General features: G+C 68.2%; 12 protein-coding genes. 11 read left to right on the forward strand and 1 reads right to left on the reverse strand.

Features of this window, described 5'->3' with window-relative positions:
• Window positions 1-64 precede the first annotated feature (64 nt).
• The 9 genes from PVZ77_RS23850 (at window position 65) to PVZ77_RS23890 (ending at window position 10,269) form a co-directional block, all read left to right on the forward strand.
• The gene (locus PVZ77_RS23850; RefSeq protein ID WP_273808506.1) at window positions 65-925 is read left to right on the forward strand and encodes a LysR family transcriptional regulator; all 861 of its coding nucleotides are present in this window, start codon (window positions 65-67) and stop codon (window positions 923-925) included.
• Window positions 926-1,157: 232 nt separating this feature from the next.
• Window positions 1,158-2,348: an MFS transporter gene (locus PVZ77_RS23855; protein WP_273808507.1), complete on the forward strand. Its 1,191-nt coding sequence runs from the start codon at window positions 1,158-1,160 to the stop codon at window positions 2,346-2,348.
• Between the two features lie 217 nt (window positions 2,349-2,565).
• Window positions 2,566-3,882 carry a sn-glycerol-3-phosphate ABC transporter substrate-binding protein UgpB gene (gene ugpB / locus PVZ77_RS23860; RefSeq protein ID WP_273808508.1) on the forward strand — a complete coding sequence of 439 codons (1,317 nt, stop codon included), beginning with the start codon at window positions 2,566-2,568 and terminating at the stop codon, window positions 3,880-3,882.
• A 65-nt stretch (window positions 3,883-3,947) separates the two neighbouring features.
• Window positions 3,948-4,835 (forward strand): sn-glycerol-3-phosphate ABC transporter permease UgpA, encoded by an 888-nt coding sequence (ugpA, locus tag PVZ77_RS23865; protein WP_273808509.1) that lies wholly within the window; start codon window positions 3,948-3,950, stop codon window positions 4,833-4,835.
• Window positions 4,832-5,677 (forward strand): sn-glycerol-3-phosphate ABC transporter permease UgpE, encoded by an 846-nt coding sequence (gene ugpE, locus PVZ77_RS23870; protein ID WP_133862915.1) that lies wholly within the window; start codon window positions 4,832-4,834, stop codon window positions 5,675-5,677. Before ugpA ends, ugpE begins: the two co-directional genes overlap by 4 nt.
• A gap of 2 nt (window positions 5,678-5,679) precedes the next feature.
• A complete protein-coding gene (locus tag PVZ77_RS23875; RefSeq protein ID WP_273808512.1) occupies window positions 5,680-6,765 on the forward strand; it encodes a sn-glycerol-3-phosphate import ATP-binding protein UgpC in 1,086 nt (361 codons plus the stop codon).
• Between the two features lie 183 nt (window positions 6,766-6,948).
• Entirely contained in the window at window positions 6,949-8,154 is a 1,206-nt protein-coding gene (gene sbcD / locus PVZ77_RS23880; protein ID WP_273808865.1) for an exonuclease subunit SbcD, read from the forward strand.
• 100 nt (window positions 8,155-8,254) lie between these two features.
• Window positions 8,255-9,094, forward strand: a complete 840-nt coding sequence (locus PVZ77_RS23885) for an SRPBCC family protein (protein WP_273808513.1) — start codon at window positions 8,255-8,257, stop codon at window positions 9,092-9,094.
• A complete protein-coding gene (locus PVZ77_RS23890; RefSeq protein WP_273863218.1) occupies window positions 9,094-10,269 on the forward strand; it encodes a zinc-dependent alcohol dehydrogenase in 1,176 nt (391 codons plus the stop codon). The genes PVZ77_RS23885 and PVZ77_RS23890 overlap by 1 nt, the downstream gene beginning before the upstream one ends.
• Window positions 10,270-10,311: 42 nt before the next feature.
• Here PVZ77_RS23890 and PVZ77_RS23895 read toward each other — a convergent pair whose 3' ends face one another.
• Window positions 10,312-10,449 carry a hypothetical protein gene (locus tag PVZ77_RS23895; protein ID WP_158895263.1) on the reverse strand — a complete coding sequence of 46 codons (138 nt, stop codon included), beginning with the start codon at window positions 10,447-10,449 and terminating at the stop codon, window positions 10,312-10,314.
• Window positions 10,450-10,621: 172 nt separating this feature from the next.
• Here PVZ77_RS23895 and PVZ77_RS23900 point away from each other — a divergent pair, with 172 nt between their 5' ends.
• Both PVZ77_RS23900 and PVZ77_RS23905 read left to right on the forward strand, forming a co-directional pair.
• On the forward strand, window positions 10,622-14,047 hold the full coding sequence (locus PVZ77_RS23900; protein ID WP_273808515.1) for an AAA family ATPase: 3,426 nt from the start codon (window positions 10,622-10,624) through the stop codon (window positions 14,045-14,047).
• A gap of 126 nt (window positions 14,048-14,173) precedes the next feature.
• Window positions 14,174-16,087 carry a hybrid sensor histidine kinase/response regulator gene (locus tag PVZ77_RS23905; protein ID WP_273808516.1) on the forward strand — a complete coding sequence of 638 codons (1,914 nt, stop codon included), beginning with the start codon at window positions 14,174-14,176 and terminating at the stop codon, window positions 16,085-16,087.
• The last annotated feature ends 77 nt before the right edge of the window (window positions 16,088-16,164 follow it).

The raw sequence follows: 16,164 nt of genomic DNA on the forward strand, positions 1-16,164 counted from the left end.
TGGCTCAGGGTGGTAATACACTCAAACGACATTATTGGTATCTATGGTTCGATAAAAACGCATCATGCCCACGCCTCTCGATATCGACGTCCTGCGTACCTTCCACACCATCGTGCGGCTGGGGCAGTTTCGTGCCGCCTCGCTGCAGCTCAATCGCAGTCCCTCGGCGGTGAGCAGCCAGATCCGCCGACTGGAGGAGCAGACCGGCGGCCGGCTGTTCGAGCGCGACAACCAGGCGGTGACCCTGACCCCGCTCGGGCGCCGCGTGCTGCTGGAGACCGCCGACCTGCTGCAGGCCCACGACCGCATCCTCGCCGGGCTCACCGGCCAGCCGGTGGTGGGCGAGGTGCGCCTGGGGGTGGCCGAGGACTATGCCGCCCGCCTGCTCAAGGCCGTGCTGCCGCGCTTGCAGGGCGAGCATCCCGGGATCGTCCTGCAGGTGCTGACCGGCAACAGCAGCCAGCTCCGGCGCTGGCTCGGCCAGGGACTGCTGGACCTGGCGCTGCTGGTGGGGCCGCCCCGCAGCGATCGGGCGGACGGCCAGATGTTCGGCCATACCCAGCCGGTGTGGGTCGCCGGTCCCGGGCTGCAACTGAGCCCGGACGCGAGCGTGCCCCTGGCGCTGCACGGCGAAGGCTGCAGCTATCGTGAACTGGGCATCGACCTGCTGATCCGCCAGGGCCGGCGCTGGCATGCGGTGGTGACCAGCGCCGCCTCTTCGGCATTGGAAGCGGCGGTCGAACTGGGCCAGGCCGTGGCCATCACCGACCGGACGCGCATGACCCCGCCGATGCGCGAATTGACGCCGGAAGAGGGCTTTGCGCAACTGCCGGTGCACGAGCTGCGGCTGGCCTCGCCACCGGGCGAGCGCAGCCCGGCCTGCGCCTCGCTGGCCGGGCTGATCGCCGAGGATTTTCGCCTCTAGCCGGGCGCCGCGAAGTTTGACCGGGCGACCGCGCAGCCACTAAGGTGCCGGCCCCGACGCGCGAGCCCTGCCGCCTGTCGATCCCTCGTTCCGCCTGGAACGCTCGCCTCCCGAGACCACTCGGACTCCCTGTGGCCGCCAGACGTGTCGCCTCCCGGGATACCCGGGATCAGCCCCTACATCCGGCCCGCTCCCGCCGCTCCCGCCCGCTTTTCTGGAATATTCCGCTGTCATGAATGCCCCACCCGCCATCCCCCGTCTCATCTATCTGCTGGCCCTCACCATCTTCGCGCTGACCACCGCCGAGTTCATGGTGGCCGGCATGATGCCGGCGCTGGCCGCCGATCTCGGCGTCTCCATCGGCCAGATCGGCTATCTGATCTCCTGGTACGCCCTGGGCATGGCCCTGGGCGGCCCGCCCCTGACCCTGTTGCTGCTGGCCCTGCGTCTCGCGGAAAAGTCGGCGCTGCTGTGGCTGCTGTCGCTCAATCTGGTGGGCGCCGTGGTCGCCGCGCTGGCGGCCAGCTATCCGGTGATGGCGGCGGGGAGGGTGCTCATGGGCATCGCCAGCTCCGCCAGCATCGGCCTGTGCCTGACCCTGGGCGCCAACCTGGTCGCGCCGGATCGCCGCGGCCGGGCAGCCTCGCTGATCCTGTCCGGACTCATGCTGGCGCCGGTGTTCGGGGTGCCGGGTACGGTACTGATCGAGCAGCTGGCCGGCTGGCGCGCCAGCTTCTGGGCGGTCGCCCTGCTGGCGGCCTGCTGCACCCTGCTGGTCGGCCTGTGCGTGCCGCGGACGCCGGCGCGCGCGGCCGGGCAGCTGAGGGACGAGCTGCGGACCCTGGTCAGCGCCCGGCTCTGGGCGGCCTACCTCACCAGCGGCCTGATCATCGGCGCGACCTTCGCCGGCTTCAGCTACTTCTCGCCCATCCTCATCCAGGTGACGGGTTTCGCGTCCACCACCATTCCCTGGCTGCTGATGGGTTACGGTCTCGCCAACGTGCTGGGCAATCTGCTGGTGGGTCGCCTGGCCGATCGCTACACCCTCAAGGTGCAGGGCGTCGGCCTGGTGGTGCTGGCGCTGGGCTTCGCCCTGTTCGTCAGCTGCGCCGACAGTGCCGCGGCCAGCCTCCTGGCGCTGGCGCTGATCGGCCTGACCGGGGTGGCGCTCAACCCGGCCATGGTCGCCCGGGTCATGGCCGCCGCCACCCCAGGGCCCCTGGTCAACACCCTGCATACCTCGGTGATTACCGCGGGCCTGGCAGTGGGTGCCTGGGCCGGCGGCGCGGCCATCGATGCCGGCCAGGGCCTGCGCGCGCCGCTGTGGGTCGGTCTGGGTATGGCGCTGCTGGGCGTGCTGAGCCTGGTGCCCAGCCTGGTGCAGCGGCTGACCCTGGCGGCGTCGCCCGCGCGGCGCTGCTAGCAGCTGGCAGCGGTGGCGATCTGGCCGCGCCGGACTGCCGCCGCGCTCGCCAGGAATTTCATCGCCGAACGGCTCTACGACGAGCCTTTCAGCGGTCTCGCGTGTGCTGCCTTCGCTGTAGCCTGACTGTCATCTTTGCCTGGCATGTTGCCTTTCGAACAGGAAAGCGCGATTTCGCGCCTTCGCTCCTCAGGCTATCGATAAGGGCGGCACAGACATGCAGGCTTCGCTTCGCGGTATGACGTTGGGATTGGTACTCGGGCTGGTGAGCGGCGGCCCGGTGTGGGCGGCGACGCCCATTCCCTTCTGGCATTCAATGGATGCGGAGCTTGGCAAGGAGGTCGACTCCCTGGCCCAGCGCTTCAACCAGGCGCACCCGGAATTTCAGGTACAGCCGGTGTACAAGGGCAACTACGAGCAGAATCTTGCGGCTGGCATCGCGGCCTTCCGGACCGGCAAGCCGCCGGCCATTCTCCAGGTCTACGAAGTGGGCACCGCGACCATGATGGCCTCCAAGGCCATCGAGCCGGTCTACCAGGTGTTCAAGGACGCGGGTCTGAAGCTGGATGAAGCGGGCTTCGTACCCACCGTCGCCAGCTACTACAGCGACGCCAAAACCGGTCAACTGCTGTCCATGCCGTTCAACAGCTCCACCCCGGTGCTCTACTACAACAAGGCCGCCTTCAAGCAGGCCGGCCTCGATCCGGAAGCGCCGCCCAAGACCTGGAAGGACCTGGCCGAGGACAGCGCCAAGCTGCGCGCCGCCGGCCTCAAGTGCGGCTACACCAGCGGCTGGCAGAGCTGGGTGCAGCTGGAAAACTTCAGCGCCTGGAACGGCCTGCCCTTCGCCAGCCGGGACAACGGCTACCTGGGCAGCGATGCCGTGCTGGACTTCAACCAGGCGCCGCAGGTCAAGCACATCGCCCTGTTGCAGGAGATGGGCAAGCGCGGTGACTTCACCTACGTCGGCCGCAAGGACGAACCCACGGAGAAGTTCTACAACGGCGACTGCGCCATGCTGACCACTTCGTCCGGCTCGCTGGCCAACATCCGCCACTACGCCACGTTCGACTTCGGCGTGGCCATGATGCCCTACGACGGCGACCTCAAGGGCGCTCCCCAGAACGCCATCATCGGCGGCGCCAGCCTCTGGGTGTTCAAGGGCCAGGATGCGGCGGTGAAGCGCGGCGTGGCCGAATTCCTCGCCTTCCTGGCGCAGCCGGAGATCGCCGCCGAATGGCACCAGCAGACCGGCTACCTGCCGATCACCAAGGCGGCCTACGACCTGACCCGCGAGCAGGGCTTCTACAGCAAGAATCCGGGGGCCGACATCGCCACCCGGCAGATGCTGAACAAGCCGCCACTGGCCTTCACCAAGGGCCTGCGCCTGGGCAACATGCCGCAGATCCGCGCGGTGATCGATGAAGAGCTGGAAAGCGTCTGGACCGGCAAGCAGGCCCCGCAACAGGCGCTGGATACCGCCGTGCAGCGCGGCAACGTGCTGTTGCGCCGCTTCGAGAAATCAACCCAGTAAGCCTGGGGTCGGCCCTGGCGGCGCCTGCCGGCGCCGCTCCTCTTTTCGCGACGATGCGTGCGCCCATGTCCACATCCCGTCAGGTCTTTCCTTCCGGCTGGCTGCCCTATGCGCTGCTCGCGCCGCAGCTGGCGATTACCGCCGTGTTCTTTCTCTGGCCCGCCGGCAAGACGCTCTGGTATTCGCTGCAGAGCGTCGATCCCTTCGGCCTGTCCAGCCAGTTCGTCGGCCTCGACAACTTCCGTCAGCTGTTCCAGGACCCGCTGTATCTGGCCTCCTTCTGGACTACCCTGACCTTCAGCGCCCTGGTGACCGGCTGCGGCCTGCTGGTGTCCCTGATCCTCGCGGCCCTGGTCGATCTGGTGGTGCGTGGCAGCCGGATCTACCAGACCCTGCTGCTGCTGCCCTATGCGGTGGCCCCGGCCATCGCCGCGGTGTTGTGGATCTTTCTGTTCAACCCCGGTCTCGGTCTGCTCACCCTGCTGCTGGAGCGCTACGGCTATCACTGGAACCACGCCCAGAACGCCGGTCAGGCGATGTTCCTGGTGGTGCTCGCTTCGGTGTGGAAGCAGATCAGCTACAACTTCCTGTTCTTCTTCGCCGCGCTGCAATCCATCCCGCGCTCGCTGCTGGAGGCTGCCGCCATCGACGGCGCCGGGCCGCTGCGCCGCTTCCTGCAGCTGTCGCTGCCGCTGATCGCGCCGGTCAGCTTCTTCCTGCTGGTGGTCAACCTGGTCTACGCCTTCTTCGACACCTTTCCGGTGATCGACGCGGCCACCGGCGGCGGACCGGTGCAGGCCACCACCACCCTGATCTACAAGATCTATCGCGAGGGTTTCACCGGACTCGATCTCGCCGCCTCCGCCGCCCAGTCGGTGGTGCTGATGCTGCTGGTCATCGTGCTCACGGTGGTGCAATTCCGCTACGTCGAACGCCGGGTGCGCTATCAATGATCGAAAATCGCCGCGGGCTGACGCTGCTGTGCCACCTGATGCTGGTGCTGGGCATCGGCGTCATCCTCTTTCCGCTCTATGTGGCCTTCGTCGCCGCCACCCTCGACGACCGGGCGGTGTTCGCCACGCCCATGAGCCTGATCCCGGGGCGCCATCTCTGGGACAACCTCAGCCTGATCTGGACCCAGGGCGTGAGCAACAGCACCGCACCCTTCTGGTTGCTGCTGCTCAACAGCTTCCTCATGGCGCTGGGCATCACCCTGGGCAAGCTGTCGGTCTCCATCCTCTCGGCCTTCGCCATCGTCTGGTTCCGCTTTCCGCTGCGCACCCTGGCCTTCTGGCTGATCTTCATCACCCTGATGCTGCCGGTGGAGGTGCGCATCTTTCCCACCGTGGACACCATCGGCCACCTGGGAATGCTGGACAGCTACGCCGGCCTGACCCTGCCGCTGATGGCCTCGGCCACCGCCACCTTCCTGTTCCGCCAGTTCTTTCTGACGCTGCCCGAGGAATTGCTCGAAGCGGCGCGCATCGATGGCGCCTCGCCGCTGCGCTTCTTCCGCGACATCGTCCTGCCGCTGTCGCGGACCAACCTGGCGGCGCTGTTCGTCATCACCTTCATCTACGGCTGGAACCAGTACCTCTGGCCGCTGCTGATCGTCAGCAACCCCGATCTCGGCACGGCCGTGGCGGGCATCCGCGGCATGCTCTCGCTCGGCGAGCGGGTGCCGCAATGGAACCAGGTGATGGCAGCCATGCTGCTTACCCTGATCCCGCCGGTGGCGGTGGTAATGGTCATGCAACGCGCCTTCGTGCGCGGTCTGGTGGATAGCGAAAAGTAACCATGGCAAACCTCGAACTCAGGGCCGTCTCCAAGAGCTGGAACGGCGGCAAGCCCCAGGTCATTCAGCCCCTTGATCTGCAGGTGGCGGATGGCGAATTCATTGTGCTGGTGGGGCCTTCGGGCTGCGGCAAGTCCACCCTGCTGCGGCTGGTAGCCGGGCTGGAGCGGGTCAGCGCCGGCAGCATCCACATCGGCGGCCGGGACGTCACCGCACTGGAGCCCAAGGCGCGCGGCATCGCCATGGTGTTCCAGAACTACGCCCTCTATCCGCACATGAGCGTGGCCGAGAATCTGGCCTGGGGACTCAAGATCGCCGGGCTCGGCCGTGCCGAGATCGCCATCCGGGTCAAGGAGGCGGCGCGCATCCTGGAGCTCGATGGCCTGCTTGACCGCCGTCCGCGAGAGCTGTCCGGCGGCCAGCGCCAGCGGGTGGCCATGGGCCGCGCCCTGGTGCGTGATCCGGCGGTGTTCCTGTTCGACGAGCCGCTGTCCAACCTGGACGCCAAGCTGCGGGTGCAGATGCGCCTGGAGTTGCAGCAGCTGCACCAGCGGCTCAATACCACCAGCCTCTATGTAACCCATGACCAGGTGGAGGCCATGACCCTGGCTCAGCGCGTGGTGGTGATGCAGGCAGGGGTGGTCGAGCAGCTTGGCACCCCGGTGGAGGTCTACGAACGTCCGGCGACGCGCTTCGTCGCCAGCTTCATCGGCAGTCCGGCGATGAATCTGCTGGGCGGCCAGGTCGACGCCGCTGGCAGCCACTGCGAAGTGCCGGGCGGTCTGCGCCTGCCGCTGGGGCCGGGCTATCGCCATCTGGCCGGACGTGCGGTCTGCCTGGGCATCCGGCCCGAACACCTGCAGCCCTGCGGCGTTTCGGAGCAGGGCCTGCCCCTGGTGGTCCGCACCCTGGAAATCCTTGGCGCCGACAACCTGGCGCATGGGCGCTGGGGCGAGCAGGCGCTGGTGGTGCGCCTGCCCCACCAGCAGCGGCCGGCGCCGGGCCACGTCCTGCAGCTGCGCGCGCCGGAGGAGCACCTGCATCTGTTCGATGCCGCCTCCGGTCGGCGCCTCGAATCCCGGCGCTAGGCACGCCGGTCCGGTCAGGGCGCGGGGCGGTTTCCCTCGGGCGGCCGGGAGAGGATACTGCGCCCTTTGCCGCTCTGACCGCCGATACCCATGGAAAACCTCCCGCTGTTCGATCTGCCCGCCGCTGCCGCCGAGGAAAAACCCAAGTCCAGACGCGCTCGAAAGTCCGCTCCCGCGAGCGGTCTGCGCCTGTTGCACACCTCCGACTGGCACCTGGGGCAGCATTTCCTCGGGCGCACCCGCGAGGCCGAGCATCGCGCCTTTCTCGGCTGGCTGGTCGACCAGGTGGCAGAGCATGAGGTGGACGTGGTGCTGGTGGCAGGGGACATCTTCGATACCGCCACCCCGCCGAGCTATGCCCGGGAGCTGTACAACGGCTTCATCGTCGCCCTGCGCGGTACCGGCGCCAGCCTGGTGGTGCTGGGCGGCAACCATGATTCCGCCGCGGTGCTGGCCGAGTCCCGCGAATTGCTGGCCTGCCTGGACACCCGGGTGATCCCCTGCGTCAGCGAGACGCCAGCCGACCAGCTGCTGGAATTGCGCCGCCGCGACGGCGAGATCGGCGCACTGCTCTGCGGCATTCCCTTCGTGCGGCCGCGTGACGTGGTGCAGAGCCAGGCCGGGCAGAGCGCCGAGGAAAAGCGTCAGGCGCTGCAACAGGCGATCCAGGGGCACTATGCCGAGTTGTACGCCCTGGCCGAGGCGCGCCGCGTCGAACTGGGCGTTGCCCTGCCGATCATCGCCACCGGCCATTTGACCACCGTGGGCGCCAGCACCAGCGAGTCGGTACGGGAGATCTATGTCGGCAGCCTCGACGCCTTTCCCACCAGCGCCTTTCCGCCGGCGGACTACATCGCCCTCGGCCATATCCACCGCCCCCAGCGGGTCGGCGGCCTGGAGCAGGTGCGCTACAGCGGTTCGCCGCTGTGCCTCAGCTTCGATGAGGAGCGTGCCAAGGAAGTCCTGCTGGTGGAGTTCGGCGCGGCCCTGGAGCGGGTGACGCCTGTGGCGGTGCCCTGTTTCCAGCCGCTGGCCGTGGTGCAGGGCACCCTCGACACCCTGGGCGCGGCCCTGGTCGAGGCGGCGGCCGACGGCCGCCCCGAGTGCCCGGTGTGGGCCGAGGTGGTGGTGGCCGGTGACGACTACCTGGCCGATCTGCAGCCGCGCATCTCCGCGCTGGTGGCCGAGTTGCCGCTGGAAGTGCTCCGGGTAAGGCGCGCGCGCAGCGCCATCGCGCCCACCCTGCAGGGAACCCAGCGCGAAACGCTGGAAGAGCTCAGCCCGCTCGACGTCTTCAGCCAGCGCCTGGCCGAGGAGACCCTGGACGACGACCTGCGTACCCGCCTGGAAGGCCTTTACCGCGAGGTTCTCGGCGAGTTGCCCGCCTGATCGCAGCGAAACGCTTCCATCGGACGGTATTTTTCCTCCGGAACAAGGCCCGCTGCCCCGGGGTCACCCTCTCTATGTAGCCCATATCGGAGGAGACCCCATGCACGACCTATCGCAACCCCTCGCCGCCACGCGTCATGAACGTTCCGACAACCAGGTCCCCAATGTCCAGGGCACCGAACGCGTGGTTTCCCTGCTTGGCGGTGGTCTGCTGATCCTTGGCGGCCTGCGCCGCGGTGGTCTGGCCGGCTGCGTGAAGATGGCGCTGGGCGCCATGGCCCTCAGTCGCGGGGTACGCCAGCGCTGCGAGCTCAAGGCCGCGCTGCAGCCATCACCTTTCGAACAGGCCCTGGCCGAGCGCTGGGGCTGGCGCAATCCCACCGCCATCCAGCGCAGCGTCACCATCGCCAAGCCGCGTGAAGAGGTGTTCGCCTACTGCGCCGACCTGCAGCACCTGCGCGAGCTGCTGCCCTTCGTCGACCGCATCGAGCTGGGCGCCGATGGCGACAGCCACTGGCATGCCTCCGGTCCCTTGGGGCGCACCCTGAGTTGGACCCTGGAGCAGAGCGAGCGGCGCGAGAACGAATTCCTGCTGTGGAGCACCGTGCCCGGCACCTTCATGGCGCACAAGGCCAGTCTGACCTTCAGCGACGCACCCCAGGGCCGCGGCACCCTGGTCCAGGCCGTACTGGCCTGCGAAGCCCCGGCCGGCCTGCCCGGTCATGCCGTCACCGAAGGCATCAGCCGCTTCACCGGCAAGGCGGTCAATCTCGGCCTGCGCCGGCTCAAGCAGCAACTGGAAACCGGCGAGATCGCCACCCCCGAAGTCACCCGCAGCGGTCGCCCGCTGGCGCCACCTCATCCGCCGGTGACCCGCCCGGCCGACGAACCCCAGGCCGATATCAATGCCGGCCTGGGTACCCAGGGGAGGACCGAATGATGCGTGCCCTGACCTGGCAAGCCCCCAACCGTCTGCAGGTGGAAACCGTCCCGGATCCGGAGATCCTCAATCCGCGCGATGCCATCGTGCGCATCATCATGTCCTCGGTGTGCGGCTCGGACCTGCACCTGCTGGGCGGCTACGTCCCGGCGATGAAGCCTGGCGACATCATCGGTCATGAATTCCTCGGCGAGATCGTCGAACTGGGCAGCAGCCTGCGTAACCAGGGCCTGGCCGTTGGCGACCGGGTGGTGACCGTCTCCATCATCGGCTGCGGTGACTGCGAGCACTGCCAGCGCGAGGATTACAATTGCTGCGACAACAGCAATCCCAAGCCCGAGATGACCGAGCTGGCCTATGGACAGCCCTGTTCCGGCATCTTCGGCTACAGCCATGCCTTCGGCGGCTATGCCGGCAGCCACGCCACTTACGTGCGGGTGCCCTATGCCGACGTCAACCTGTTCAAGGTGCCTGACGGCGTCAGCGATGCCCAGGCGGTGTTCGTGTCCGATGCCGTGCCCACCGGCTACTACGCCGCCGACATCGCCGACATCCAGCCTGGCGATACCGTGGCGGTCTGGGGGTGTGGTGGCGTTGGCCAGATGGCCATTCGCAGCGCCTACCTGCTGGGCGCCGAGCGGGTCATCGCCATCGACCGCTTCAGCGATCGCCTGCAGCTGGCGGCCGAGAAGGCCGGCGCCATCGTCCTCGATTACGAGACCACCAACATCCATGAGGCGCTGCTGGAACTGACCGGTGGCCGTGGCCCGGATCGCTGCATCGATTGCGTCGGCATGGAAGCCCACGGCACCCAGGTCGACTATGCCTACGACAAGGCCAAGCAGCTGCTGCGCCTGCATACCGAGCGCGGTTCGGCGCTGCGCCAGGCCATCCGTGCCTGCCGCAAGGGCGGGACGGTATCGGTGATTGGCGTCTACGGCGGGGTGATCGACAAGTTTCCCATGGGCGCCATCGTCAACAAGGCCCTGACCCTGAGATCGGGCCAGCAGCCGGGGCAACGCTATGTGGAGCGGCTGTTCGAACACATCCAGAAGGGCGAGCTGGATCCGTCCTACCTGCTCACCCATCCGATGAGCCTGGAAGAGTCGCCCTACGGCTACGAACTGTTCAAGTCCAAGGACAAGAACTGCATGAGGGCGGTGTTTATGCCCTGAGGGGCCGCCCGGCGATCCCCGGATCGCCGGGCCTTTTATCCGCTAGACCAGCCAGGTCGCCAGCGGCTGCCACAGCGCTGCGACCTTGTGGCCGCCACTGCAGCTGACCAGCGCCAGGGTGCCCACACCGACCAGCAGGGGCATGCCGAGAAAATCGAAGGGAGAGAGGGGCGAGCGCACGACGGATCCTCCGGGGAAACGTGGTTGCAGAGCGATACCTTGCAGTTGAGAGCGAGGGCCGGAGCAAGTTCAGCGGTGGACACGACCATAGGTCGAGTGGTCGGTTGGCATGGGCGAGCGAGCCCAACAATGCCAGAATCGGCGGTTCGCCGAGTCGTCCTGGAAAAGCCCGATGAAGATCCTCACCCTGCGCCTGAAGAACCTCAATTCCCTCAAGGGTGAGTGGAAGATCGACTTCACCGCCGAACCCTTCGCCAGCAGTGGCCTGTTCGCCATCACCGGACCGACTGGGGCGGGCAAGACCACCCTGCTGGACGCCATCTGCCTGGCCCTCTATCACCGTACGCCGCGCATGAGCAAGGTGGGCGGGGAGAGCAACGAACTCATGACCCGCCACACCGGTGACTGCCTCGCCGAGGTGGAATTCGCCGTGCGTGGCGAGCGCTATCGGGCCTTCTGGAGCCAGCGCCGCGCCCGCGACCGCGCGGATGGCGCCCTGCAACCGCCCAAGGTGGAACTGGCCAGGCTCGACGGCAGCATCCTCGCCGAAAAGACCGGCGACAAGCTCAGACTCACCGAAGAACTCACTGGCCTCGACTTCGAGCGCTTCACCCGTTCCATGCTGCTGGCCCAGGGGGGCTTCGCCGCCTTCCTGGAAGCCAGTGCCAGCCAGCGTGCCGAACTGCTGGAAGAGCTGACCGGCACCGCGGTGTACGGGCAGATCTCCCAGCGGGTGTTCGAGCGCGCGCGGGAGGCCAAGGGCGTCCTGGACGGCCTGCGCCAGCGCGTCGCCGGGGTCGAGGTGCTGGACGCCGAACGCCGCCAGGCGCTGGCCGCCGAGGGCAGCGGCCTGGCCGCACGCGAAGAGCGACTGGGGGCAGACCTCAAGACCTGGCAGACCCAACGCCAGTGGCTGTCCGCCGTGGAGCAGGCGGCGGCGGACGAGCAGCAGGCCCAGGCGCGCCTGGCCACCGCGCAGCAGGCCTGGGAGGCCGCCGAGCCGCAACGTCAGCGGCTGGCGGCGGCCGAGCCTGCGGCCCGGTTGCTGCCCATCGAGCAGGCCTGGCGCGAGGCCGCGGCGCGCGAACAGCGCAGCCGGGAAGAACTGGCACAGCTCGATCAGCGTATCCAGACCCTGGCCAGTCGCCGCGACGCCGCCCTGGCCCAGGCCCTGGGTGCCAGTGGCGAACAACTGCGCCAGGCCGAGGCGGAGCAGGCGCAGGCGCTAGACGAACACCAGCATCTGGAGCTAAGCCTGGCCGAGCGCAGGGGTCATGCCGAACTTGGCGAACGCCTGGGCGACTGGCGCAGCCAGCTGGCCCTGCGTGATGAACGAGCCGAGGCCCTGGCGCGCCTGACGCGCCGCCAGCAGGAGCAGACCCGGCAGCTGCAGCTGCTGGCCGAGGAACGCGAAGCCCAGCAGGAAGCGGTGACACGGGCACGCGAGCAGGCCGCCCAGGCCCAGGCGGCGGAGCAGGCCCAGCGCGAGCGCTGGCAGGCGGCGCTGGACGGCCGCGACGAAAAGGCCTGGCGTGCCCTCTGGCAGGCCACGCTGGGCCGGGTCAACGAGGTGGATCAGCTGGACCAACTGGTCGAGCGTCGACGCCAGCTGCAGACCCAGCTGGAGCGCCTGGCCCGCAGCCAGGGCGAGCGCCAGCGCCAGCATGGCGATCATCAGGTGCGCCTGGATGCCCTGCGCGGACGCTATCGCGAGGTGGCCCAGCAGGTGCGCGAGCGCGAGAAGCTGCTCGAACAGGAAAGGGTCATTCGCAGCCTGGAGGCCCAACGCGCCGAATTGCAGCCCGACGAACCCTGTCCGCTGTGCGGCTCCCGAGAGCACCCCGCGGTGGCCGACTATGCCGCCCTGGACGTTTCTGCCACCCAGACCGTCCTGCAGGACGCCAAGGCCGAACTGGAGCGCCTGACCCAGGAGGGCAAGGAACTCAGCGAGGCCCTGGCCGCGCTCAAGGCGCAACTCGATCAGGCCAACGAACAGCAGGCCGAAGCCAGCCAGCAACTGGAACAGCTGGGCGAACTCTGGCGCCAGCGTTGCGTTGCCCTGGGCGCCGATCCCGAAATACCCGGCGCGGTGGCCGAATTGCGCCGCCGTCAGGATCAGGAGCTGGCGCGCATCCAGCAGGTGCTCGCCACCCTGGATGGCCTGCGTCAGCAAGGCGAGGAAGGCCGCAACGAAGCCCAGCGCCTGGCGAGTCAACAGGCCGATGCCGAACAGCGCCAGGCGCTGGCCGAGGCGGCGTGGGAGCGAGCGCGCCAAGATCTGGCGGAGGGGGCCAGGGAACAGCGTGAGGCCGAGGCGCAACAGGCCACCGCAGAGCGCCAGTTGGGCGCGGAGCTGGCGCGCTGGGGACATGAGGTGCCCAGTCGTGCCGGCGAATGGCTGACGCTGCGCGAGCAGGAGTGGCGCCGCTGGCAGGCCGATCGCCAGCGAGCGCAGGAACTGCAGCAGCACCTGAAGGACATTGCCCAGCGCCTGGCCACCCTCGCGCCGCTGGTCGAGACCTGGCGCCAGCGCGCCGGCGAGGTCGCAGCCGTCCCGGTAGCGCCGGAGGCCGCTGCGGCCGTGCTCGCGGAGGCGACCGCGACCTGGGAAGACTGCCGCGAGCAGGGTGCGGCGCTGCAGGGCAGCCACCAGGCGCTGCATGAGCGACTGGCGGGCGAGGTGCAGCTGGCCAGCGAAGCCGCCGCCCGTTGGCAGACCGCTCTGGCCGCCAGCGCCTTCGCCGACGCCGACGCCTGGCGCGCCGCACAACTCGACGACCACGAGCACAGCGCCCTGACCAGGGAGCGCACCCGCCTCGAGACCGGCCTGACCGAGGCGCGCGCCCTGGCTGGTGCGGCGCAGGAACGCCTGAACACCCTGAACGCCGAGCCGCAGACCGAGCGCAGCGCCGCTGAACTGGATGCCGAACTGGCCGCTGCCAGCGCCGAATTGCGCGCCTTGGGCCAACGCCAGGGCGAGGTCAATGCCGCCCTGCGCGAAGACGAGCGCCGCCGCGAGGGTCTGCAGGCCCTGCTCGGCGAGATCGCCGCCCAGGAGCGTGATCACGATCTCTGGCAGCACCTCAACGGCCTGATCGGCTCGGCCGACGGCGCCAAATTCCGCAAGTTCGCCCAAGGCCTGACCCTGGATCACCTGGTACACCTGGCCAACGGTCAGCTCATGCGCCTGCACGGCCGCTACCGGCTGATCCGTCGCCAGGCGGCGGAGCTGGAATTGCAGATCCTCGACACCTGGCAGGCCGATGCCCTGCGCGACATCCGTACCCTCTCCGGCGGCGAGAGCTTTTTGGTGAGCCTGGCCCTGGCGCTGGCCCTGTCGGATCTGGTCAGCCAGCGCACCGGCATCGACTCGCTGTTTCTCGACGAAGGCTTCGGTACCCTGGATGGCGAGACCCTGGAGGTCGCCCTGGATGCCCTCGATCAGCTCAATGCCAGCGGCAAGACCATCGGCATCATCAGCCACGTGGAGGCGCTCAAGGAGCGCATCCCGGTGCAGCTCAGGGTGCGCAAGGGCGTCGGTCTGGGCCATAGTGGTCTGGAGCGGCGCTATGCCGTGGAGAAAAACGCGACCGAGTGAGTAATTTTTCCGGCGCAGTGGTCGAAGCCCAGCGCGAAGCGAAACGATGAAACTGTTAACGTAGACAGGTTCGCCGTCTCTGCTGGCGCTATGACATCTCCTTCTCCTACCGGCCACCTACCCACCATGTCCCAATTCCTTGCCGTCGGCCTGTTCGAATACGATCCCAGCCGCGCCGAATGGCGCGCGGATGCCGCCTGTGCGGCCATGCTGGGACGGGACGCCGAGGCACTGGCCCAAGGCCTTTCACCCGCCGAGCTGCTCAGCGAGCTGCAGAGTTGCACCGCCCCGCCCGAGGGGCTGCTGCCCGCCGCGGACCAGGTCTGGGAGGCCTGGCGCCAGGGCACCGATGGCCAGTTGCGCTGCCTGCAATTCCAGCGGCGCGAGGCCGGTGGCGTACTGCTCGACGTCACCGCGCAGCGGCGCCATGAAGCCGAACTCTGGCAGGGCGAGGCCTTCAAGCGCAGCGTCATGGTCTGCAGCGTCGACTGCATCAAGCTGATCGATCTGGAAGGGCGTCTGGAATACATGAATCCGGGTGGCCTGGTGGTCATGGAGATCGACGACTTCATTCCCTTCCAGGGCCGTCCCTGGGCCGAACTCTGGCCCGAAGGGCAGCGCCATGAGGTGACCGCCGCCATCGAGGCGGCGCGGCAGGGCGGTATCGGGCGCTTCACCGGGCTGGCGCCCACGGCGAAGGGCACCCGGCGCTGGTGGGACGTGGTGGTCACGCCGATCCTGGGCGATGACGGCCAGCCCCTGAGATTCCTCTCCATTTCCCGCGACGTCAGCGAAGCCGTCCACACCCGCGAAGCCCTGGACGAACTCAATCGCAACCTCGAGGAGCGCATCGAGATACGCAGCCAGGAGCTGATGGCTCTGGAAGAGGAGCTGCGCCAGGCGCAGAAGATGGAGGCCATCGGCCAACTTACCGGCGGCATCGCCCACGACTTCAACAACCTGCTGACCGGTATCGTCGGCTCGCTCGATCTGATGCGTCGTAGGGTGCAGCAGGGGCGCATCCAGGAGCTGGAACGCTACCTGGACACCGCCACTCGCTCGGCCGAGAACGCCGCGGCCCTGACCCAGCGCCTGCTGGCCTTCGCCCGCCGTCAGGTACTCGAACCCCGTCCGGTGGATGCCGGCCAGCTGGTGCAGGGCATGCACGAATTGCTGCGTCACAGCCTGGGCAAGAAGATCCGCAAGGACGTCCAGCTCGACGCCGACCTCTGGCTGCTGCACTGCGATCCGCATCAGCTGGAAAACGCCATCCTCAACCTGGCCATCAACGCCCGCGATGCCATGCCCGAGGGCGGCAACCTGAGCATCCGCGTGGACAATGTCAGCGGACCGCTCAGCATCGGCCTGCCGATCGAGACCGTGGCCGGTGATTTCGTCCGTATCCAGGTCTGCGATACCGGCACCGGCATGGACGCCGATACCCTCAAGCGCGCCTGCGAACCCTTCTTCACCACCAAGCCCAGCGGGCGTGGCACCGGACTCGGGCTGTCGATGATCTATGGCTTCGTCCGCCAATCCGGTGGTCAGGTGGAGATCCATTCGGTGGTGGGCGAGGGCACCTGCATCAGCCTCTATCTGCCGCGGCTGCTGGCTCAGTCCGTGGTGGAGCCCGCTCCCAGCGAAGCCGAAGGCCCTGTCCTGCCGGAGGTCTCCGGTGACTGCGCGCTGATCGTCGAAGAAGAGCGTGAAGTCCGCGTCATCATCGTCGAGGTGCTGGCGGAGCTGGGGTACACGCCCCTGGCGGTCGCCGACAGCGCCACCGCCGTGGCACTCATCGCCTCGGGCAGCCTGCGCATCGATCTGCTGGTGACCAGTCTCGGCCTCTCCGGGCTGGACGGCCGGCAACTGGCCGAGCAGGCGCGGGCCACCAGCCCCGGGCTGCCGGTACTCTATCTGTCCGGTCAGGCGGACCCGGCGTCCCTGCCGGAGCTGGCGGAAGAGGGCGTCGAACTCATCGGCAAACCCTTCGGTCTCGAAGAGCTGGCACGCTGCGTAAGGCGTCTGCGTCCGGGCGGCTGAGCCGGTCGCGGCGAACTGTCGCGGCGCTCCAGGGTCGATCCTTTCGTGTCGCAACGTCCGTTGCGGCTGCTGTCGTG

The sequence above is a fragment of the Pseudomonas sp. SHLD1 genome, from assembly GCF_028640935.1.
GTDB lineage: Bacteria > Pseudomonadota > Gammaproteobacteria > Pseudomonadales > Pseudomonadaceae > Chryseomonas > Chryseomonas aestiva.